Origin of the sequence: Pantoea sp. 18069, assembly GCF_902706035.1 — a bacterium.
Taxonomy (GTDB): domain Bacteria; phylum Pseudomonadota; class Gammaproteobacteria; order Burkholderiales; family Burkholderiaceae_C; genus Comamonas.
Genome location: NZ_CACSJA010000011.1, coordinates 130,568 through 150,038, shown reverse-complemented (window position 1 = coordinate 150,038; position 19,471 = coordinate 130,568). Strand labels below are relative to the sequence as shown.

19 protein-coding genes are annotated in these 19,471 nt (G+C 65.9%); 9 read left to right on the top strand and 10 right to left on the bottom strand.

Features of this window, described 5'->3' with window-relative positions:
• Positions 1-436: 436 nt before the first annotated feature.
• The 4 genes from pssA to GVL12_RS11250 all read right to left on the bottom strand — a co-directional run bounded on the left by pssA (position 437) and on the right by GVL12_RS11250 (position 5,351).
• The gene (gene pssA, locus GVL12_RS11270; RefSeq protein WP_159913884.1) at positions 437-1,270 is read right to left on the bottom strand and encodes a CDP-diacylglycerol--serine O-phosphatidyltransferase; all 834 of its coding nucleotides are present in this window, start codon (positions 1,268-1,270) and stop codon (positions 437-439) included.
• Between the two features lie 597 nt (positions 1,271-1,867).
• Positions 1,868-2,884, bottom strand: coding sequence for a ketol-acid reductoisomerase (gene ilvC / locus GVL12_RS11260; protein ID WP_159913874.1), 1,017 nt, complete (start codon positions 2,882-2,884; stop codon positions 1,868-1,870).
• Between the two features lie 51 nt (positions 2,885-2,935).
• A complete protein-coding gene (gene ilvN / locus GVL12_RS11255) occupies positions 2,936-3,427 on the bottom strand; it encodes an acetolactate synthase small subunit (RefSeq protein ID WP_159913872.1) in 492 nt (163 codons plus the stop codon).
• A 139-nt stretch (positions 3,428-3,566) separates the two neighbouring features.
• Positions 3,567-5,351, bottom strand: coding sequence for an acetolactate synthase 3 catalytic subunit (locus tag GVL12_RS11250; protein WP_159913870.1), 1,785 nt, complete (start codon positions 5,349-5,351; stop codon positions 3,567-3,569).
• Between the two features lie 314 nt (positions 5,352-5,665).
• Here GVL12_RS11250 and GVL12_RS11245 point away from each other — a divergent pair, with 314 nt between their 5' ends.
• From GVL12_RS11245 to GVL12_RS11220, 6 genes are read left to right on the top strand one after another with little or no spacing between them, the layout of a single operon-like run.
• Positions 5,666-6,235, top strand: a complete 570-nt coding sequence (locus GVL12_RS11245) for an RNA polymerase sigma factor (protein ID WP_159913868.1) — start codon at positions 5,666-5,668, stop codon at positions 6,233-6,235.
• On the top strand, positions 6,232-6,681 hold the full coding sequence (locus GVL12_RS11240) for a DUF3619 family protein (protein WP_159913866.1): 450 nt from the start codon (positions 6,232-6,234) through the stop codon (positions 6,679-6,681). The genes GVL12_RS11245 and GVL12_RS11240 overlap by 4 nt, the downstream gene beginning before the upstream one ends.
• A 27-nt stretch (positions 6,682-6,708) precedes the next feature.
• A complete protein-coding gene (locus GVL12_RS11235) occupies positions 6,709-7,566 on the top strand; it encodes a DUF3106 domain-containing protein (protein WP_159913864.1) in 858 nt (285 codons plus the stop codon).
• Positions 7,566-8,135 (top strand): RDD family protein, encoded by a 570-nt coding sequence (locus tag GVL12_RS11230; protein WP_159913862.1) that lies wholly within the window; start codon positions 7,566-7,568, stop codon positions 8,133-8,135. The genes GVL12_RS11235 and GVL12_RS11230 overlap by 1 nt, the downstream gene beginning before the upstream one ends.
• 21 nt (positions 8,136-8,156) lie before the next feature.
• On the top strand, positions 8,157-8,549 hold the full coding sequence (locus tag GVL12_RS11225) for a diacylglycerol kinase (protein WP_159913860.1): 393 nt from the start codon (positions 8,157-8,159) through the stop codon (positions 8,547-8,549).
• Entirely contained in the window at positions 8,549-9,148 is a 600-nt protein-coding gene (locus GVL12_RS11220; protein ID WP_159913858.1) for a TIGR00730 family Rossman fold protein, read from the top strand. The genes GVL12_RS11225 and GVL12_RS11220 overlap by 1 nt, the downstream gene beginning before the upstream one ends.
• 112 nt (positions 9,149-9,260) lie before the next feature.
• On the opposite strand, the gene GVL12_RS11215 is transcribed toward GVL12_RS11220, so the two are convergent.
• Positions 9,261-9,599 carry a P-II family nitrogen regulator gene (locus GVL12_RS11215; RefSeq protein WP_159913856.1) on the bottom strand — a complete coding sequence of 113 codons (339 nt, stop codon included), beginning with the start codon at positions 9,597-9,599 and terminating at the stop codon, positions 9,261-9,263.
• Positions 9,600-9,645: 46 nt separating this feature from the next.
• Positions 9,646-11,292, bottom strand: coding sequence for an NAD+ synthase (locus GVL12_RS11210; RefSeq protein ID WP_159913854.1), 1,647 nt, complete (start codon positions 11,290-11,292; stop codon positions 9,646-9,648).
• A 71-nt stretch (positions 11,293-11,363) separates the two neighbouring features.
• Here GVL12_RS11210 and GVL12_RS11205 point away from each other — a divergent pair, with 71 nt between their 5' ends.
• Complete coding sequence (locus GVL12_RS11205) at positions 11,364-12,629, top strand: GNAT family N-acetyltransferase (RefSeq protein WP_159913852.1); 1,266 nt, start codon at positions 11,364-11,366, stop codon at positions 12,627-12,629.
• Here GVL12_RS11205 and GVL12_RS11200 read toward each other — a convergent pair.
• The 4 genes from GVL12_RS11200 to ppa all read right to left on the bottom strand — a co-directional run bounded on the left by GVL12_RS11200 (position 12,626) and on the right by ppa (position 17,790).
• Positions 12,626-14,362 (bottom strand): methyl-accepting chemotaxis protein, encoded by a 1,737-nt coding sequence (locus tag GVL12_RS11200; protein WP_159913850.1) that lies wholly within the window; start codon positions 14,360-14,362, stop codon positions 12,626-12,628. The two genes, GVL12_RS11205 and GVL12_RS11200, sit on opposite strands and share 4 nt — an antisense overlap.
• Before the next feature lie 172 nt (positions 14,363-14,534).
• On the bottom strand, positions 14,535-15,056 hold the full coding sequence (locus tag GVL12_RS11195; RefSeq protein WP_159913848.1) for a chemotaxis protein CheW: 522 nt from the start codon (positions 15,054-15,056) through the stop codon (positions 14,535-14,537).
• A gap of 215 nt (positions 15,057-15,271) precedes the next feature.
• Positions 15,272-17,047: a methyl-accepting chemotaxis protein gene (locus GVL12_RS26885; RefSeq protein ID WP_159913846.1), complete on the bottom strand. Its 1,776-nt coding sequence runs from the start codon at positions 17,045-17,047 to the stop codon at positions 15,272-15,274.
• A 215-nt stretch (positions 17,048-17,262) separates the two neighbouring features.
• The gene (gene ppa / locus GVL12_RS11185; protein WP_159913844.1) at positions 17,263-17,790 is read right to left on the bottom strand and encodes an inorganic diphosphatase; all 528 of its coding nucleotides are present in this window, start codon (positions 17,788-17,790) and stop codon (positions 17,263-17,265) included.
• Between the two features lie 230 nt (positions 17,791-18,020).
• Here ppa and GVL12_RS11180 point away from each other — a divergent pair, with 230 nt between their 5' ends.
• Together GVL12_RS11180 and GVL12_RS11175 are read left to right on the top strand one after the other, a co-directional pair.
• Positions 18,021-18,773 carry a Crp/Fnr family transcriptional regulator gene (locus tag GVL12_RS11180; protein ID WP_159913902.1) on the top strand — a complete coding sequence of 251 codons (753 nt, stop codon included), beginning with the start codon at positions 18,021-18,023 and terminating at the stop codon, positions 18,771-18,773.
• Positions 18,774-18,866: 93 nt separating this feature from the next.
• A complete protein-coding gene (locus GVL12_RS11175) occupies positions 18,867-19,454 on the top strand; it encodes a DUF2889 domain-containing protein (RefSeq protein ID WP_159913842.1) in 588 nt (195 codons plus the stop codon).
• Positions 19,455-19,471: the final 17 nt, after the last annotated feature.

Sequence of the window (19,471 nt, the reverse complement as noted above, 5' to 3'; positions counted from 1 at the left end):
CAGGGCCAGCAGCGGATGAACAGTCCGTACTGCATCGAAAGGCCGGATATAAGGTTGCAATGAACCGCCGAGTCAAAACTTCAAAAGTTTGCTTGCATCACGGGAGGTGTCCATATAAGTTCTGCGGTGCAGCCCGGGACCGAGCACGGCAGGTTGCCCGGAGCGCAGCGCAGGGTCGCAGACAGCAGGGGCGCCTTCTTTTGCTTCGTTTTCTTGTGCGTACAAGAAAATGAAGTCGGCTGCCGGGCCGAGACCCGGCCTCGAAAAGCAAAGCCATAGCGGCCGCTGGCACAGGCCCCAGCGAAACAAAGGTACCACAAAAGCGGATTTTTAGCGCCTCCTCCTGAGGCTCTTGCGCTTTTAACTAACTGACATTCCCTACAGGGACCAAGGCCCCCAGCGCGCCCACACGAAGCGGGACGCATCAAGGAGATTTCTATTTGTGCAGACCGCGCTCTTCTGGCTCGTCCTTGGACGTGCTGATCACGCTGACCTGCTGGCCCTTGGCCTTGCGCCAGGCATAGACCGCGTAGCCGCTGAAGCCGTAGAGCACGAACACGCCGAACAGCACCGTGGGCGCGTGGATGTTGATCACCGCGATCGCCAGCACGATCAGCACGATGGCCGCAAACGGCACGCTGCGCTTCATGTGGATGTCCTTGAAGCTGTAGAACGGCACGTTGGTGACCATGGTCAGGCCCGAGTACAGCGTCAGCGCGAACATCGTCCAGGTCAGCTGGGTCCAGGTCAGCAGGCCGTCGGCGCCGCGCATCAGGCCCGAGTCGCTGAGCAGCCAGATGAAGCCCGTGACCAGCGCCGCGGCGGCCGGCGACGGCAGGCCCTGGAAGTAGCGCTTGTCGACCACGGCCGTATTGACGTTGAAGCGCGCCAGGCGCAGCGCCGCGCAGGAGCAGTAGACAAACGCCGCGATCCAGCCCCAGCGGCCCAGGCCCTTGAGCGCCCACTCGTAGGCGATCAGCGCCGGCGCAACGCCGAACGAGACCATGTCGGACAGCGAGTCCATCTGCTCGCCGAACGCGCTCTGGGTGTTGGTCATGCGCGCCACGCGGCCGTCGAGGCTGTCGAGCACCATCGCACAGAACACGCCCACGGCGGCCAGCTCGAAGCGTCCGTTCATCGCCATCACGATGGCATAGAAACCGCCGAACAGCGCTGCCAATGTGAACAGGTTGGGCAGGATGTAGATGCCCTTGCGGCGCTTGCGCACCGACACGCCCGCCACTTCCGTCGACTCATTGCCGTCATGCATGTAATAAACCTCCACTGCGCTGCCCATGGACAGGGAACGCGATTGACACTGTTTGTTCGCGGGAGCGCCTTGCCCCCTCTGTGTGCTGCAGTGTACCCGTGTGCCATGGCGCGACGTTAATAAAAAAGGCCCCCACGCTTGCTCACTGCGTGTAGCCGCTGCCCCCCGAGGGGGCCGCTTTTTGCCTTGGGGCGGCCCGGCGGCAAAAAAAGACCCCCACGCTTCCCTTGCTGCGCAAGGTCCGCTGCCCCCCGAGGGGGCCGCTTTTTACCTTGGGGCGGCCCGGCGGCAAAGAAAAGGCCCCCACGCTTGCTCACTGCGTGTAGCCGCTGCCCCTCGAGGGGGCTGCTTTTGCCTTGGGGCGGCCCGGCGGCAAAAAAAAAGACCCCCACGCTTGCTCACTGCGTGTAGCCGCTGCCCCCCCACGGGGGCGCTTATTGCCTTGGGGCGGCCCGGCGGCAAAAAAGGCCCCCACGCTTGCTCACTGCGTGTAGCCGTCTGGGGGGGCAAAGCCCCCCCCCAGGCCCGGCGTCAATAAAAAAAGCCACCTTGCGGTGGCTTTCGATGACCGCGGCAGGGCTCACGCCCTGCGTTGGATCAGTTTTTCGTCTGGTCAACCAGCTTGTTCTTGGCAATCCAGGGCATCATCGCGCGCAGCTGGCCACCGACCTTTTCGATCTGGTGATCGGCGGTGTTGCGGCGGCGAGCGGTCATGCTGGGGTAGCCGGTGCGGCCTTCCAGAATGAACATCTTGGCGTATTCGCCGTCCTGGATGCGCTTGAGGGCGTTGCGCATGGCCTGGCGCGACTCGGCGTTGATCACTTCGGGGCCGGTCACGTACTCGCCGTATTCGGCGTTGTTCGAGATCGAGTAGTTCATGTTGGCGATGCCGCCTTCATAGATCAGGTCGACGATCAGCTTGAGTTCGTGCAGGCACTCGAAGTAGGCCATTTCAGGCGCGTAGCCGGCTTCGACCAGGGTTTCGAAGCCCATCTTGATCAGCTCGACCGCACCACCGCACAGAACAGCCTGTTCGCCGAACAGATCGGTCTCGGTCTCTTCCTTGAAGTTGGTCTCGATGATGCCGGCCTTGCCGCCACCGTTGGCCATCGCGTACGACAGGGCCAGATCACGGGCCTTGCCCGACTTGTCCTGGTGCACGGCGATCAGGTGGGGCACGCCGCCGCCTTGCGTGTAGGTGTTGCGCACGGTGTGGCCGGGCGCCTTGGGAGCGACCATCCACACGTCGAGGTCGGCGCGGGGCACGACCTGGTTGTAGTGCACGTTGAAGCCGTGGGCGAACACCAGCGAAGCGCCTTGCTTGATGTTGGGCTCGACGTTGTTCTTGTACACGGCTGCGATGTCTTCATCGGGCAGCAGGATCATGACCACGTCGGCGGCCTTCACGGCGTCGTTGACTTCCATCACATTGAGGCCGGCCTTTTCGACCTTGGGCCACGAAGCGCCACCCTTGCGCAGGCCGACCACGACCTTCACGCCGCTTTCGTTCAAGTTCTGTGCGTGCGCATGGCCTTGGCTGCCGTAACCGATGATTGCAACGGTCTTGCCCTTGATCAGGCTCAGGTCGCAGTCTTTGTCGTAGAAAACTTTCATGTTGGCTCCAGTGAATGGGTTCTTAGGGGGTAAAAAATAGGACAGGGAAAATCACACGCGCAGGATGCGCTCGCCTCGGCCGATGCCGCTCGCACCGGTGCGCACGGTCTCGAGGATGGCAGAGCGTTCCATGGCCTGCAAAAAGGCGTCGTTCTTGGACTGGTCGCCCGTGAGTTCTATGGTGTAGCTCTTGTCGGTCACATCGATGATGCGGCCGCGGAAGATGTCCACCAGGCGCTTTATTTCTTCGCGCTCCTTGCCCACGGCCCGGACCTTGACCATCATCAGCTCGCGCTCGGCGTACGCGCCTTCGGTCAGGTCCACCACCTTGACCACCTCGATGAGGCGGTTCAGATGCTTGGTGATCTGCTCGATCACGTCTTCCGAGCCCGTGGTCTGGATGGTCATGCGCGACAGCGACGGATCCTCGGTCGGCGCCACGGTCAGGGACTCGATGTTATAGCCTCGCGCCGAGAACAGTCCGACCACGCGCGACAGCGCGCCGGGTTCGTTCTCGAGCAAGACTGCAATGATGTGCTTCATGGGTACGGATTCCTCTTTTCGCCGCCCTCCCCCGCGCACGGTAATGCGCGGGCTTGGCGGGCAATAGATTCGTCAACAATGGAACTATCGAACGATAGCTGGAAAGGGATGAGGCAGCAGGGCACGCGGCCCCGCGTGCTCAGAGGTCGTCGGTGCCGAGCAGCATCTCCGTGATGCCCTTGCCGGCCTGGACCATGGGGAAGACGTTCTCGGTCGGATCGGTACGGAAGTCGATGAACACCGTGCGGTCCTTGAGGCGGCGCGCTTCGCGCAGTGCGGGCTCGACGTCCTCGGAGCGTTCGACCAGCAGGCCCACGTGGCCATAGGCTTCGGCGAGCTTGACGAAGTTCGGCAGCGCGTCCATGTAGCTGTGGCTGTAGCGGCCCGAATACTCGATCTCCTGCCACTGGCGCACCATGCCCAGGTAGCGGTTGTTGAGCGAGCAGATCTTGATCGGCGTGTTGTGCTGCAGGCAGGTCGACAGCTCCTGGATGTTCATCTGCACCGAGCCTTCGCCGGTGATGCAGAACACTTCGGCGTCGGGCTTGGCGAGCTTGATGCCCATGGCGTAGGGAATGCCCACGCCCATCGTGCCCAGGCCGCCGGAGTTGATCCAGCGGCGCGGCTCGTCGAAGCGGTAGTACTGCGCGGCCCACATCTGGTGCTGGCCCACGTCGGACGTGATGTAGGTGTCGGTGCCGCGCGTCATGTTGAACAGCGTCTCGACCACGTACTGCGGCTTGATGACTTCAGGGTTGCTGTTGTCGTAGCGCAGGCAGTCACGCGCGCGCCAGGCTTCGATGGTGTCCCACCAGGCCGCGAGCGCTCCGGCGTCGGGGCGGGCCGCCGTTTCGCGCAGCATGGCAATGAGCTCGCCAAGCACGTCCTTGACGTCGCCCACGATGGGCACATCGACGCGCACGCGCTTGGAGATCGACGAGGGGTCGATGTCGATGTGGATGATCTTGCGCTCGACCGACAGGAAGTGCTTGGGGTTGCCGATCACGCGGTCGTCGAAGCGCGCGCCCACGGCCAGCAGCACGTCGCAGTTCTGCATCGCGTTGTTGGCTTCGATGGTGCCGTGCATGCCCAGCATGCCCAGGTACTTGCGCTCGCTCGCGGGGTAGGCGCCCAGGCCCATCAGGGTGTGGGTCACGGGCACGCCGAGCATGTCGACCAGCGTGCGCAGTTCGTTGCAGGCATTGCCCAGCAACACGCCGCCGCCGGTATAGATATAGGGGCGCTTGGCGCTCAGCAGCAGTTGCAGCGCCTTGCGGATCTGGCCACTGTGGCCTTTCTTGACCGGGTTGTACGAGCGCATTTCTATGCTCTGCGGATAACCGGTCCAGGCGGCCTTCTTGAAGGACACGTCCTTGGGAATGTCGACCACCACCGGGCCGGGCCGGCCCGAGCGCGCGATGTGGAAGGCCTTCTTCATCGTCGCGGCGAGATCGCGCGCATCCTTGACGAGGAAGTTGTGCTTGACGATGGGGCGCGTGATGCCCACGGTGTCGCACTCCTGGAAGGCGTCGGTGCCGATGGAGGCGGTCGAAGTCTGTCCGCTGATCACGACCAGCGGAATGCTGTCGGTGTAGGCGGTGGCGATGCCGGTGACGGCGTTCGTCAGGCCGGGGCCGGAAGTGACCAGCGCCACGCCGACTTCGCCAGTGGCGCGGGCGAAGCCGTCGGCTGCATGCACGGCCGCCTGTTCATGGCGCACCAGCACATGCTGAATGGTGTCTTGCTTGTAGAGCGCGTCGTAGATATACAACACAGCGCCACCCGGATAACCCCACAGATGCTGCACGCCTTCGGCCTGGAGCGACTTGACGAGGATTTCTGCGCCCATGAGTTCAGTGGGACGCGCGGGAGACGACGCTGCTGCAGCGGCAGCGGAAGAAAGCTCTGCCTTGGAAATTTCCATGATCAACCTTTGCGAATTTCTCTAACGAAAAACCTTGGGTGCCCCTGGCCTGTGCCCTTGTGGGGCCGGTTTGGGACTTGAGGCCATGGCCATGGGCGAAATGTGTGGACGCCGGACCGTGACCCGTTTGCTTTTTTGATTTGCGCCCGGATTATCGCACCGCGGCGCAATGCCCGGGCTGCCCGGTGCGGCAAAATATTCGATGGATGCGATAATTCGCTTTGTCCTGTGCTGACGGACTCCCGGAATCGGGCAAGCCGCCGCAGCAATCCTCTTTCTGGCCACGGCGCCCCTTTCGCGGCAGGCTGACCTCTTTGGCAACCGAACAAGAACTCTCGCAATTTCTCAAGGATGTGGAAAAACGCGCTTTCAAGCGCGCGCTCTACCATGTCCGCGATGATGAGGCGGCGCTCGACATTGTCCAGGACAGTATGCTCAAGCTCGCGCACCATTACGGGGACAAGCCGCCTGCCGAGTTGCCGATGCTGTTCCAGCGCATCCTGTCGAACTGCACGCTCGACTGGTTCCGGCGCCAGAAAACGCGCAATGCGCTCTTCACGCGCATGAGCGATTTCGAGCCCGCAGGCGACGACGGCATGGACTTTGATCTGCTCGAGACCTATGCTGGCAATGGAAACGAACAGACGGTGCAAAGCGCCGAAGAGCACACGCAGCGTGTACAAACGCTGCAAGGCATAGAAAAAGAGGTGCAGGAGTTGCCAACACGTCAACGTGAAGCCTTTCTGATGCGTTATTGGGAGGAGATGGACGTCGCAGAGACCGCAGCCGCCATGGGTTGCTCGGAAGGCAGTGTGAAGACACACTGTTTTCGTGCCATTCAGACCCTCAGCAAGGCACTGAAGGCCAAAGGAATCCAGTTATGAACATTGCAGCAACACCGTCCATTGAGCAGGCCGCCGATCGTTTTGCGCGGCGCGTGACCGCACGCCTGAGCGAAAACAACCAACTACTGGCCTACGACATCAGCGAGCGATTGCGCGCCGGGCGTGAGCGCGCGTTGTCGCAGCGCCGGCGCGAAGTGCTGGTGCACCAGCGCGTCACGGCACACGCAGTGCAGAATCAGGGGGGCGTGGCCTCGCTGGGCGCGCCCGGGCGCCACGGCTGGTGGCGCGGTGCACTCACCGCAGCGCCGCTGGTCGGGCTCGCGATCAGCCTCGCGGTGTTCATCACCTCGCAGACCGATTTCGGCATGCACGAAGTCGCCGAAGTCGACGCCGCCCTGCTCACGGACGACCTGCCCCCTTCGGCCTATGCCGATCCAGGTTTCCTGCAGTTCATCCAGACACCGCCCGCGGTTTCCACGCTCTGACCCCCTTGCTAGAGATCTTCCGGTTGCATGCCCCCTGTCCCGCGTACTGAATTCCGCAGCTTGAGCAGCGTCGCGCTGGCGTCGGCGCTGCTGTTGGCGCTCACGCTGGTCGCGGGCTGGATCGTGCCGCAGGTGCGACAGGCGCCCAGCGCGCTGGCCATGGCCACGGTGGCCCAGGCGCCTGCGGCCGATTCCGATGCACCGCGCAACGGCCTGTCGCAGCGCCGCCTGCAAGCCGCGGGTCCCAACTGGGGCGAACTCACGCTGGCCCAGCAAAGCGTGCTGCAGCCGCTGGAGAAACGCTGGCCGTTCATGGGCGAAGTGCAAAAGAGCCGCTGGATCGTGCTGGCCGGCACCTTCGACACCCTGCCCGCGCAGGAGCAGCTCAAGCTGCGCGACCGCATGGAATCCTGGGCCAGCCTGAGCGCCCAGCAGCGCAGCCAGGCCCGGCTCAACTATGCACTCACCAACCGCATGGCCCCCAAGGACAAATGGGCGCAGTGGGAAGCCTACCAGGCCTTGAGCGACGAACAGCGACGGGCGCTTGCAGCCAGGGCCGCCGCGGCCAGGCCCGCGGGCGCCGCACCCGCGCTGCGCCCGGTGCCGGCGAAAAAGCTCGCGCGCGTGCCGGCCGCCACGGCCACCGCCAACAACGTCGCCAACCTGCCCAAGATTCCCGCGCCCAGCGCCCAGTCAACGCACCACATCGCGCCGCCGGCGCCGCCCGCGCTGGCCGTCGAAACCCGGCCGGTGTCTATGCCCAACGTGGTCGAGACCGCACCCGTGAACCTGTCCACCGCGACGGCGCTGCCCTTGCCCGCGCTCGCCCCCGCAGGCGCCGACACGGCCGCAGGCACGGGGCTGGGCGACCCGCTTCCACCGTAATGCACTCTTCCGTCCCGCCTTCGACGCCTGCGCAGCTTCCGTCCCTGCCGCCGACCCCGAGCCTGCGCCGGCGCATGGCCTGCTGGCTCTACGAAGGACTGCTGCTGTTCGGCGTGGTATTCATTGCCGGCTATCTGTTCGGCACGCTGAGCCAGACACGCAATGCGATGGACAACCGCCACGCGCTGCAGGCCTTTTTGTTCGTGGTGTTCGGCATCTACTTCACCTGGTTCTGGTCCAAGGGCCAGACCCTGGCGATGAAAACCTGGCACATCCGCGTGACCGACAAGTCGGGCCGCGCGCTCACGCAGGGCCGTGCGCTTGCGCGCTACCTGCTCAGCTGGCTGTGGTTCCTGCCGCCGCTGGCCGTGATCGCGCCCTTCCACCTGCCCGCGGGCGAGACCACGGTGCTGATGCTGGGCTGGATCGCGGTCTGGGCGCTGCTCAGCCGCCTGCACCCGCAGCGCCAGTTCCTGCACGATGCGCTGGCCGGCACGCGGCTGGTGCACGACGCGCAAGGCGAAGCGCGTGCCCGCACGAAACGCCGCAAGGCCGACGGACTGGCCTAGGCTAGCGTATCCTCTCGGCCCATGGCTCCAGAGACTCCACCGGTCAACCCCCAGAAAACCCGCAGCGGCCTGCGCCGCATATGGCATGCAGGCGGCTACTCGCTGCAGGGCCTGCGTGCGGGCTGGGGCGAGAAAGCCTTTCGCACCGAAGCCCTGGGCGCGCTGTGCCTGCTGCCGTTCGCGCCCTGGCTGGGACGCAGCTGGAGCGAATGCATGCTGCTCGTGGCGTCCATCGTGCTGGTGCTGATCGTCGAGTTGCTCAACAGCGCCATTGAATCCGCGATCGATCGCATAGGCCCCGAATGGCATGCGCTGTCCAAGCGCGCCAAGGACATGGGCAGCGCCGCCGTGCTGCTGGCCCTGCTGCTGTGCGCGGGCACCTGGCTGTCCGCCCTTTACTTGAAATTCCTATGATGAACTCCCCGACACCTGCCTTTTCCCTCTGCGTCTACCTGGGCTCGCGCCCCGGCGTCAATCCCCTGTTCACCGAAGCCGCGATCGAAGTCGGCAAGTGGATTGGCGCGCATGGCGGCCAGCTGGTCTATGGCGGCGGCCGTTCCGGCCTGATGGGCACCGTGGCCGAAGCCACGCGCCTGGCCGGTGGCCGCGTGGTCGGCATCATTCCGCAGGCGCTGGTCGACAAGGAACAGGCCAACCATGCCTGCGATGAACTGCACATCGTGCAGACCATGCACGAGCGCAAGGCGATGATGGCCGAACGCTCGGACGCCTTCCTCGCGCTTCCCGGCGGCATAGGCACGTTCGAGGAACTGTTCGAAGTCTGGACCTGGCGCCAGCTCGGCTACCACGACAAGCCCATAGGCCTGCTCAATACCGCGGCCTACTACGACAGCCTGCTGACTTTCCTGGCCACCAGCGTGCAAAGCGGCCTGATGGGCGAGTGGCAGATGGGACTGATCGAAAGCCACGCCGATGCGGCGGTGCTGCTGCCCGCGCTGGTCGAAGCTGCGGGCACCGCGAGCGAAACCAAGGCCTTGCGCGCGGTGATCTGAAGGGCGCGGGCGCTCAAGCGCCCTTCGGACGGCCACCCAAAGGCGACCTGCTCGCAAACCGTTCGTAGTGAGCCTGTCGAACCATGAACGTCCTGGCCTCAAGCCCCCTAGATCAGATAGCGGAAGAGTCCAGATCGCCGGTACGGATGCGCACCACGCGCTCCACCGGCGTGACGAAAATCTTGCCGTCACCGATCTTGCCGGTACGCGCGACGCTGACGATGGCGTCGACACAGCGGTCCACGTCTTCGGTGTTGACCACGACTTCGATCTTCACCTTGGGCAGGAAATCGACCACGTACTCGGCGCCGCGGTACAGTTCGGTATGGCCTTTTTGCCGGCCGAAGCCCTTGACTTCGGTGACCGTGAGGCCGGTGACGCCGCAATCGGCCAGCGCTTCGCGCACCTCTTCGAGTTTGAACGGCTTGATGACAGCGGTGATCATTTTCATGGGAACTCCTGGATGTGGGAATGCGTTGGCGCCATGCATTGCTGCATCACGCCCGGAATTTGTTGGTGATCGGGTAGCGCCAGTCCTTGCCGAAGCTGCGGCGCGTGAGGCGCACGCCTATCGGCGCCTGGCGGCGTTTGTGCTCGTTGATCTGGATCAGGCGCGTGACCCGCTCGACATCGACGGCGGCAAAGCCCGCGGCCACAATGTCCTGCACGGATTCGTCATTTTCCATGTATCGCTCGACGATGGCATCGAGCACCTCATAAGGCGGCAGGCTGTCTTGGTCTTTCTGGTCCGGGCGCAGCTCGGCGCTGGGCGGGCGCGTGATGATGCGCTCGGGGATGGGATTGCTGCAAGTGCCGAACGGATCGTGCGCATTGCGCCAGTTCGCCAGCGCGAACACCTGGGTCTTGACCAGATCCTTGATCACCGCGAAGCCGCCCGCCATGTCGCCGTAGAGCGTGCAGTAACCCGTGGCCATTTCGCTCTTGTTGCCCGTGGTCACGACCAGCGCGCCGAACTTGTTGGACAGCGCCATCAGCAGCGTGCCGCGGATGCGCGCCTGCAGGTTCTCTTCCGTCGTGTCTTCGGCGCGGCCCGCGAAATCGGCGGCCAGCGCGGCCTTGAAGGCTTCGAACTGCGGTGCGATGGCGATTTCCTCGTAGGCCACGCCCAGGCGCGCGGCCATGTCGCGCGCATCGATCCAGCTGATGTCGGCCGTGTAGGGCGAGGGCATCATCACGGTGCGCACCTTGTCCGCGCCCAGCGCGTCGACGGCGATCGCCAGCACCAGCGCCGAGTCTATGCCGCCCGACAGCCCCAGCAGCACGCCGGGAAAACGGTTCTTGCCCACATAGTCGCGCACCCCCAGCACCAGCGCGCGCCACAGCTGCTCGTGCGCACTGGCCAGCGGCTGCACTTCGCCCTGCAGCACCAGCGCGCCGGCCTGCGCCGTCACCTGCACCGCCATCAGGCTTTCCTCGAAGCCCGGAGCGCGCGCGACCACCGCACCGTCAGCGCCAAGCGCAAACGAATGGCCGTCGAACACCAGTTCGTCCTGGCCGCCGACCAGATGGGCGTAGACCACGGGCAGGCCGGTTTCCTGCACGCGTGCGCGCAGCATGGCCTCGCGCACGCCCGGCTTGTCGCCGTGGAAGGGCGAGGCATTGAGCACCGCCAGCAATTGCGCGCCGGCCTGCGCAGCCTGCTGCGCCGGGCCGGGCAGCCAGGCATCCTCGCAGACCAGCAGGCCGATGCGCACGCCGTCGACGTCGAGCACGCAGGGCGCATCGCCGGGCGTGAAATAGCGCTGCTCGTCGAACACGCCATAGTTGGGCAGCGCCTGCTTGGCATAGCTGCATTCAACGACCCCGTGGCGCAATACGCTGGCCGCGTTATGGCACAGTCGCTCGCCTGCCACGCGCCGCGGGTGACCCAGGACAATGGCCAGGCCCGTGAGATCGGCGGTTTCCCGTGCTACGGTATGCACCGCCTGCTCGCAGGCGTCGAGAAACGCGGGCCGCAGCAGCAGGTCTTCGGCCGCGTAGCCGCACAGCGCGAGTTCGGGCGTGAGCAGCAGCCGCGCGCCTCCCGCATGCGCCGCGCGTGCGGCCTCAATGATTTTTTGCGCATTGCCAGGCAGATCGCCCACAACAAAATTGCGCTGAGCAGTGCAGATGGAGAACGTCATGGATAGAAATCAGGCCGACAAGGCCCATCGCAAAAGCGCTGCGCCACAGGGATCGAGCGCTGGGAGCAGGCATGGCTGAAAGCGCAATTATCACCCGCGTGTTCACCCAGGTGCAGGAGATCCCCTCGCAGGCCTGGAACGCGCTGCTCGCGCAGCAGTCCGTGCCCACGCCTTTCATGCGCCATGAGTACCTGGCCGCGCTCGAAGCCAGCGGCAGCGCGACGCTGGAAACCGGCTGGCAGCCCTGCTTCGTCACGCTGTGGGAAGGCGACGCACTGGTCGCGGCCTGCCCGCTGTACGCCAAGAACCATTCGTCGGGCGAATACGTGTTCGACTGGGCCTGGGCGCGCGCCTATGCCGAGCATGGCCTGGACTACTACCCCAAGGCGGTGATCGCCGTGCCGTTCACGCCCGTGCCCGGCTCGCGCCTGCTCGCGCGCAGTGAAGCGCTGCGTGCGCTGCTCGCGCAGACCGTGCGCCGCTGGGTTGCGGCCCAGGGCTGGTCTTCGGTGCATGCGCTGTTCACCGAAGACGCCGATCTCGCTGCCTGCCGCGCCGACGGCTGGATGGAGCGCGGCGGCGTGCAGTTCCACTGGCACAACCGTGGGGCGGCCCATGCCGGGGCGGCCCATGCCGCAGCCGGCACCGCGGGCACCGCCCGACCACTGCGCGACTTCGATGATTTCCTTGCCCAGCTGCAGCAGGAAAAGCGCAAGAAGATACGCCAGGAACGCCGCAAGGTGGCCGAGGCCGGCGTGACTTTCCGCGCGCTGCATGGTGCGCAGATCCAGGCCCAGGACTGGGACTTCTTCTACCGCTGCTACGAACGCACCTATCTCGAGCACGGCAATGCGCCCTATCTCGCGCGCGACTTCTTCGCGCGCATGGGCGCGCTGCTGCCCGCGCACTGGCTGCTGTTCATTGCCGAGCGCGCCGGCCAGCCTATCGCCGCGAGCCTGATCGCCCTCGACACCGAGGCCGCGGCAGCTACCGGCGGCGGCGCGCCGCAGGGCGTGGCCTATGGCCGTTACTGGGGGGCGCTCGAGCGCGTCGACTGCCTCCACTTCGAAGCCTGCTACTACCAGCCCATCGTCTGGTGCATCGCGCAGGGCATCGCGCGTTTCGAAGGCGGCGCGCAAGGCGAGCACAAGATGGCGCGCGCGCTGCTGCCCACGCCCACGGCAAGCGCCCACTGGATCGCCCACCCCGGCTTCGCCGATGCCGTGGACCGCTTTCTAGAACGCGAGGGCACGGGCGTGCAGGCCTATCTCGAGGCGCTGCACGCGCACAGCCCGCTGCGCGCGCCGGGTCTGGGCGCAGGCGCGGCGCGCCTTTAGAAGCTTTCCCAGTCGTCCGTGCTGCTGGCCGAGGCCTGCGCCGGCCGGCCACGCGAATTGACGCTGTGCGGCACGGCGGGCACCGCAGGTGCGGGCGCTTGCCGGACAACCGGCGCCGGCCTGGCGGCCGCGCGCTGGGGCGCGGGCTGGACGGCACGCGCCGCTGGCGCTGCACGGGTGGCCCGGGCCTGGCCATCGTCGAGGCGGAACACCGCCACGGCTTCGACCAGGTCCTGCGCCTGGCGCTGCAGGCTGTCGGCCGCGGCCGCGCTTTCCTCGACCAGCGCCGCGTTCTGCTGCGTCGCCTGGTCCATCTGCGTGATCGCCTCGCCGACCTGGGCCACGCCCGTGCTCTGCTCGCTGCTCGCCGCGCTGATCTCGCCCATGATGTCCGTCACGCGGCGGATCGCCCCGACCACCTCGGTCATCGTCTCGCCCGCCAGGTCCGCCTGCTGCGTGCCCTGCTCCACGCGCTCCACGCTGGCCGTGATCAGCGCCTTGATTTCCTTGGCCGCCTCGGCACTGCGCTGCGCCAGGCTGCGCACTTCGCTGGCCACCACGGCAAAGCCCCGGCCCTGCTCGCCCGCGCGCGCCGCTTCCACGGCGGCGTTCAGCGCCAGGATATTGGTCTGGAACGCAATGCCGTCGATCACGCCGATGATGTCGGCGATCTTGCGGCTGCTGTCGTTGATGCCCTTCATCGTGCCGACCACCTGGGCCACCACGTCGCCGCCCTGCACCGCCACCGTCGAGGCGTTCAGCGCCAGCTGGTTGGCCTGGCGCGCGTTGTCGGCATTCTGGCGCACGGTAGAGCCCAGTTGCTCCATCGACGCCGCCGTCTGCTCGAGCGCGCTGGCCTGCTCCTCGGTGCGGCCCGACAGGTCGCTGTTGCCCGAGGCAATCTGCGCGCTCGCCGTGGCCACGGCCTCGGAGCCTTCGCGCACATGCGCCACGATATTGCGCAGGTTGGTCTGCATTCCGGCCAGGCCGCGCAGCATCTGCGCGGTTTCGTCCTCGCCGCTCGCATCGATGTTCGATGTCAGGTCACCGTTGCGTATCGAATCGGCGACTTCGGCCGCGCGCTGGATGGGACGTGTGATGGAGCGCGTCGTCGTCACGCCCAACAGCAGACCGATCAGCAGGGCCAGGGCCGCGCCCGCGCCCAATACCACCTGGCTGGCGGTGGCCGACTCCTGGGCGCTTGCCTGCACTGCGACCAGACCCCTGGCAGCGTCATCGGCCACGTCGGCAACGGACTTCAGGTAGCTGTCGGCCAGCGGCCGCAACTGGCCGTCGAGTTCCTGCGAGATGTCGTCGCCCTGCGCCAGGCGCTTTTGCAGGCCGGTGCGAAAATCCGAATAGGCCTTGCGCCGCGTGGCGACTTCGGCCATCAAGGCCTGGCGTTCGGCGTCCTGCGCCATGGCTTCGAGCTGTTGCTGCGCCTGGTTGACGCTCTCGCTCGCCGCGGCCATGTCTTTTCGCAAGGTGGCGACATAGGCGGGGTCGCCGATGCGCAACAGCGTCGAAGTGCGCACCCAGTTGATTTCGATCAACGACGCCCAGCGCTGGGTGAGCATGCTGCGCTGCATCTGCACGGTGGCGATGGCCTGATTGGCTTCCTTGAGCGCTTCGAGCCGCCATACGCCCATGCCGGCAATGGCGGCGGTAATCAACAACAGTACCGAAAACGCGAGTGTGAGGCGGGTGCCGATCTTCAAGTGAGCGTAGCGCATGGTTCTTGTCCCTGGTGAATCGCCCCGGTGGACCGGGATCAATGTAATGAATTGCGTCTCATACTCTAACGGAGGTGAAAATGCCCCGGGACGGCACTACGCCATTGTTCGATGGGCGTGGGCGCAGTCGCCCCGGCCACGGCACGCGCGCCGGCATGCCGCGCCATCGGGCTCAGCCGACCGCGGCCTTGAGCAATCCCATGTCGGCCGAGCTCAGCAGGGCTTCGATGTCCATGACGATCAGCATGCGCTCGTCGACGTTGGCAATGCCCTTGATGAACGCTTCGTCGACCTGCGACTGGAACTGGGGCGTGGGACGGATGGCATCGAGCGGCAGATTGACCACATCGGCCACCGAATCCACGACCACGCCGAGCACGGTGTCGGCAACGTTGAGGATGATCACCACGGTGAAGGCCGTGTACTCGACCGTGGGGCAATCGAGCTTCATGCGCAGGTCCACGATGGGCACGATCACGCCGCGCAGATCGACCACGCCCTTGATGAAATCGGGGGCATGCGCGATGCGCGTTGGCGTCTCGTAGGAGCGGATTTCCTGCACCCGCAAAATGTCGATGCCGTACTCTTCCTTGCCCAACTGAAAGGTCAGAAACTCGGCCTTGGCCACCTGGGCCGTGGTCTGGGAAGCGGAGCGCGAACGCAGCCCGCCGGTAGAAGAAAGATTCGAAAGCATGAAGGCTCCCTTGGGTTGAGATCGCCGCGGTTGCGGACGTACCTGGGCAGCGGATGCATGGCGGGTCGCAGGCGAAATGCCGCACCACCCGCCCGGCCCCAGGCCTGTGGGGAAACGGGAATCCGGCGGCAAGGACAGCGACGCCCTCGCACGACCGAATTACATATTGTCACCAAAAAGTGGAGGCAGGCCCCAAAAAAAGGACTTGCGCGGCGTCAGAACGTTTCCCAATCGCTGTCCGCAGCCTGGCGGGCGGCGGGCGTTGCGGGGGCGGCGGCAGCCGGCGCGGCCGCCACCTGCGGGGCCCGCGCCGGCGCACGGGGAATCGGGGGGCGTTCGACAGGGCTGGCCACGCGCGCCGGCGTTCGCCGCGGGCCCGGCACCGCGCTGGCGGTCACGGCACGACCCTGCGCGCCCTGCGCCAGGCGGAACACCGCCACGGCTTCGACCAGGTCCTGCGCCTGGCGCTGCAGGCTGTCGGCCGCGGCCGCGCTTTCCTCGACCAGCGCCGCGTTCTGCTGCGTCGCCTGATCCATCTGCGTGATCGCCTCGCCGACCTGGGCCACGCCCGTGCTCTGCTCGCTGCTCGCCGCGCTGATCTCGCCCATGATGTCCGTCACGCGGCGGATCGCCCCGACCACCTCGGTCATGGTCTCGCCCGCCAGGTCCGCCTGCTGCGTGCCCTGCTCCACGCGCTCCACGCTGGCCGTGATCAACGCCTTGATTTCCTTGGCCGCCTCGGCACTGCGCTGCGCCAGGCTGCGCACTTCGCTGGCCACCACGGCAAAGCCCCGGCCCTGCTCACCCGCGCGCGCCGCCTCCACCGCGGCGTTCAGCGCCAGGATATTGGTCTGGAACGCAATGCCGTCGATCACGCCGATGATGTCGGCGATCTTGCGGCTGCTGTCGTTGATGCCCTTCATCGTGCCGACCACCTGGGCCACCACGTCGCCGCCCTGCACCGCCACCGTCGAGGCGTTCAGCGCCAGCTGGTTGGCCTGGCGCGCGTTGTCGGCGTTCTGGCGCACGGTAGAGCCCAGTTGCTCCATCGATGCCGCCGTCTGCTCGAGCGCACTGGCCTGCTCCTCGGTGCGGCCCGACAGGTCGCTGTTGCCCGAGGCGATCTGCGCGCTCGCCGTGGCCACGCCTTCGGCGTTGCTGCGCACGCTGTTGACGGTCTGCACCAGGCTGCCCTGCATGCGCTGCAAGGCCTGCAGAAGATGGCCCATTTCGTCCTGGCTGCCCGAGGCAATCGTTTGCGACAGATCACCCTGGGCAATGTGGTTGGCCGCATCGACCGCCTGCTGCGCCGGCCGGGTCACGGAACGCGTCACCAGCGCGCCAAACAGGGCCGCGATGATGGCACTCAGCGCGACGCCCGCGACCAGCCACAGCCTGGCGTCGTCGTAGGCACCGGCCGCCGCCTGCTGGGCAAGCCGGGCGCGTTGCTGGCTGATCGCATTGAGCTGGCCTACGGTTTCCGTCATCGCCACGAACGCCCCTTCCGAGCTGCCCTGGTAGAGGTTGCCGACCGCATCCCCGAGCAGCGAATCCTGCTCGACCACGCTGAAATCCTTTTCCTTCGCGGCCAGGAACAAGGCCTCACGGCTGCTGGCATAGGCCTGGCGCTCCGTCTGGTACTGGGCCAGCAGCGCGCGCTCCTCGGTATTGTGGTGCAGCGCTTCGTAGCCGCGCTCCAGCGTCTGCAACTGCTCCAAAATGGCGGGAGCCCGCGAGGCCAGGCCCGAGACCTCCTCGGGGCTCTTCGCCGACAGCAGGCCCGCATCCAGACGGCGCAAGCGGTTCCAGTGGACCCGCAGATCTCCCGTGTCCGACACGCTTTGCAGCGCATGGCCACCGAGAAAACTCGCCGCCGCATTGATTTTCTGCAACTGCCACAGCGCCAGCCCGCCGACCGCGACGGTCAACAGCACCACCAGAAAAAATCCCAGCCCCAGCTTCATTCCCAGGCGCATATCAGCCAACTTCATGAGTGTTTCTTTCTTCGAACGCTTGCCATTGCCTCACCCCCCTGCGCGCGGCCCCTCGGCGCCCCCAGGCGGATGCCCCAAACAAAACAGCGTGCGGCCATTGCTGACCCCACGCTGTGAATTCAATGCCCGTGGCCCGGTGGGCACGCCAGTCCCGCCACCCTGGAGCGGCGTGGCTGAAAGCGCGTGCGTCGGGCCATGGCTTGCTGTGCGGCTCAGGCCTTGTAGTTCTTGATGCCGTCGACGATTTCCTTCTTGGCCGCTTCCACGCCTTGCCAGCCCTGGACCTTGACCCACTTGCCCTTTTCGAGGTCCTTGTAGTGCTCGAAGAAATGCGAAATCTGCGCCAGCGTGATTTCGGGCACGTCGGCGATCGATTCGATCTTGCTGTACGAGGGCAGGATCTTGGCGGTGGGCACGGCCAGCACCTTGCCATCCACGCCGGCTTCGTCTTCCATCATCAGAATGCCGAGCACGCGGCAGGGCACGACCACGCCCGGGGGCAGGGGAAACGGGGTCATCACCAGCACGTCGACCGGGTCGCCATCACCCGACAGGGTTTGCGGGACATAGCCGTAGTTGGTGGGGTAGTGCATGGCCGTGGTCATGAAACGGTCGACGAAAATCGCACCCGATTCCTTGTCCACTTCGTACTTCACGGGATGGGCGTTGGCCGAAATTTCAATGACCACGTTGAACGTGTCGGGCGCATTCTTGCCAGGGGAGACTTTGTCGAGGGACATGATGGTAGTGAGTTGAATGAAATGAAGCGGTCCACAGCGGGATTGGCCATGATTTTAGGCGCAGCCCCGGCACATCCCCGCGCGCGCCGTGGAAAATCACCTGGGCCGGCCGTTTGCGCGCGCCGCGTGCGTCGATTCGACCAGCCGGAGGATCAGGGTTTTCATGCGTCAGGAAAACCGGCAGGCATGCGTCAATAGGGCGTTGCCCATTCACCGCCATGCCTGTCGTGATGCTGACGCAAGCGCCCTCACCCGTCTTTTCCCCGCTGCTGCCCGAGCACCTGATCATCCTGCGTTCGGGCCGCTGGTTCCATGAACTGCCCAAGGCACTGGCCCAGCAGCTCACGGGGCTGGCCCGCATCCAGCAGCTCGCGCCCGGCGAAGCCGTGTTCCTGCGCGGCGATCCACCCGGCGGACTCTACGCCGTGCTGCGCGGCACGCTGAGCATTTCCAGCGCCGGCGACGGTGCGCACCCGCGCAGCACGCTGCTGACGCTGCTCGAATCGCCCGCCTGGTTTGGCGAGCTGTCGCTGTTCGACCAGTCGGCGCGCACCCACGATGTCCATGCCACCGAACCCAGCTGCGTGCTGCAGGTGCCGCTCGCGCCGCTGCAGCATTGGCTGGAGCAGCACCCCGAACACTGGCGCTCGCTGGCGCTGCTGGTGGCGCTCAAGCTGCGCCAGGCCCTGGTCACGCTCGAAGACCAGTCCGTGCTCGCCGCGCCGCAGCGGCTCGCGCGCCGGCTGGTCACCATGGCCGAAGACTACGGCCTGCGCCTGGACACCACGCAGTCGCGCCGCATGCTCAATCTGTCTCAGGAGCAGCTCGCGCGCATGCTGGCGCTGTCGCGCCAGACCACCAACCAGATCCTGCAGGACCTGCAGCAACGCGGCATGATCCGCCTGTACCGCGGCAAGCTCGAAATCCTGGACCTCGCAAAACTGCGCGAGAGCTGTGTGCCGCCGCCACCGACGCTGCCCTGAGCCGAACACAGGTGCTTGCCTGCACGCCGATTGTTCGCTACGGTCTAGGCATCCGGCAGCTGCACCGCAGCGCCCCGCCTCGAAGAATCCACGATGCCCCTGACCGAAATCCCCCACCGCACCCCCCAGCACCTGCGCGATGTGCGCTACCGCAGCTTTTCCCGCCCCGACGGCCTCTGGGACATAGAAGGCGAGCTGCACGACAGCAAGGCGGCCGATAAGGTCTTCCAGGGCAACCGCAAGGTTCCCGCAGGCACGGCCATCCACCACATGTGGATTCGCACCACCGTCGACCGGGCGCTGCAGGTGCAGGCCATCGAAGTGGCCATGGACTCCCACCCCCTGGGCCATTGCCCCGAAGCGTCGGCGGCGCTGCAGAAGATGGTGGGCTGCTACATGTCCCGCGGCTGGCGCAAGTCCATCCAGGAACACCTGGGCGGCGTTGCGAGTTGCACCCACCTGCGCGAGTTGCTGTTCAACATGGCCACGGCCGCGTTCCAGTCCATGCCCAACGTGTTTGCCAGCGACAACCCCGACCAGCCTCCGCGCCACCTGGGCCAGTGCCTGGGCTGGGACTTCGACGGCCCGGGCGTGGCCGCCTACTACCCGCAGTTCGTGCACTGGAGCGCGCCCCGTCCCGCAGCCCCGGACAGCCCGGTGGCGCAGAAGTCCGTCGTCTGAGGCCGCACTGGCCCCGG

What these genes read in the sequence shown, in the direction of transcription:
- pssA (WP_159913884.1), bottom strand. Translation starts at nt 1,270, where the DNA reads ATGCATGACGGCAATGAGTCGACGGAAGTGGCGGGCGTGTCGGTGCGC.
- ilvC (WP_159913874.1), bottom strand. Translation starts at nt 2,884, where the DNA reads ATGAAAGTTTTCTACGACAAAGACTGCGACCTGAGCCTGATCAAGGGC.
- ilvN (WP_159913872.1), bottom strand. Translation starts at nt 3,427, where the DNA reads ATGAAGCACATCATTGCAGTCTTGCTCGAGAACGAACCCGGCGCGCTG.
- GVL12_RS11250 (WP_159913870.1), bottom strand. Translation starts at nt 5,351, where the DNA reads ATGGAAATTTCCAAGGCAGAGCTTTCTTCCGCTGCCGCTGCAGCAGCG.
- GVL12_RS11240 (WP_159913866.1), top strand. Translation starts at nt 6,232, where the DNA reads ATGAACATTGCAGCAACACCGTCCATTGAGCAGGCCGCCGATCGTTTT.
- GVL12_RS11235 (WP_159913864.1), top strand. Translation starts at nt 6,709, where the DNA reads ATGCCCCCTGTCCCGCGTACTGAATTCCGCAGCTTGAGCAGCGTCGCG.
- GVL12_RS11230 (WP_159913862.1), top strand. Translation starts at nt 7,566, where the DNA reads ATGCACTCTTCCGTCCCGCCTTCGACGCCTGCGCAGCTTCCGTCCCTG.
- GVL12_RS11225 (WP_159913860.1), top strand. Translation starts at nt 8,157, where the DNA reads ATGGCTCCAGAGACTCCACCGGTCAACCCCCAGAAAACCCGCAGCGGC.
- GVL12_RS11220 (WP_159913858.1), top strand. Translation starts at nt 8,549, where the DNA reads ATGAACTCCCCGACACCTGCCTTTTCCCTCTGCGTCTACCTGGGCTCG.
- GVL12_RS11215 (WP_159913856.1), bottom strand. Translation starts at nt 9,599, where the DNA reads ATGAAAATGATCACCGCTGTCATCAAGCCGTTCAAACTCGAAGAGGTG.
- GVL12_RS11210 (WP_159913854.1), bottom strand. Translation starts at nt 11,292, where the DNA reads ATGACGTTCTCCATCTGCACTGCTCAGCGCAATTTTGTTGTGGGCGAT.
- GVL12_RS11205 (WP_159913852.1), top strand. Translation starts at nt 11,364, where the DNA reads ATGGCTGAAAGCGCAATTATCACCCGCGTGTTCACCCAGGTGCAGGAG.
- GVL12_RS11200 (WP_159913850.1), bottom strand. Translation starts at nt 14,362, where the DNA reads ATGCGCTACGCTCACTTGAAGATCGGCACCCGCCTCACACTCGCGTTT.
- GVL12_RS11195 (WP_159913848.1), bottom strand. Translation starts at nt 15,056, where the DNA reads ATGCTTTCGAATCTTTCTTCTACCGGCGGGCTGCGTTCGCGCTCCGCT.
- GVL12_RS26885 (WP_159913846.1), bottom strand. Translation starts at nt 17,047, where the DNA reads ATGAAGTTGGCTGATATGCGCCTGGGAATGAAGCTGGGGCTGGGATTT.
- ppa (WP_159913844.1), bottom strand. Translation starts at nt 17,790, where the DNA reads ATGTCCCTCGACAAAGTCTCCCCTGGCAAGAATGCGCCCGACACGTTC.
- GVL12_RS11180 (WP_159913902.1), top strand. Translation starts at nt 18,021, where the DNA reads ATGCTGACGCAAGCGCCCTCACCCGTCTTTTCCCCGCTGCTGCCCGAG.
- GVL12_RS11175 (WP_159913842.1), top strand. Translation starts at nt 18,867, where the DNA reads ATGCCCCTGACCGAAATCCCCCACCGCACCCCCCAGCACCTGCGCGAT.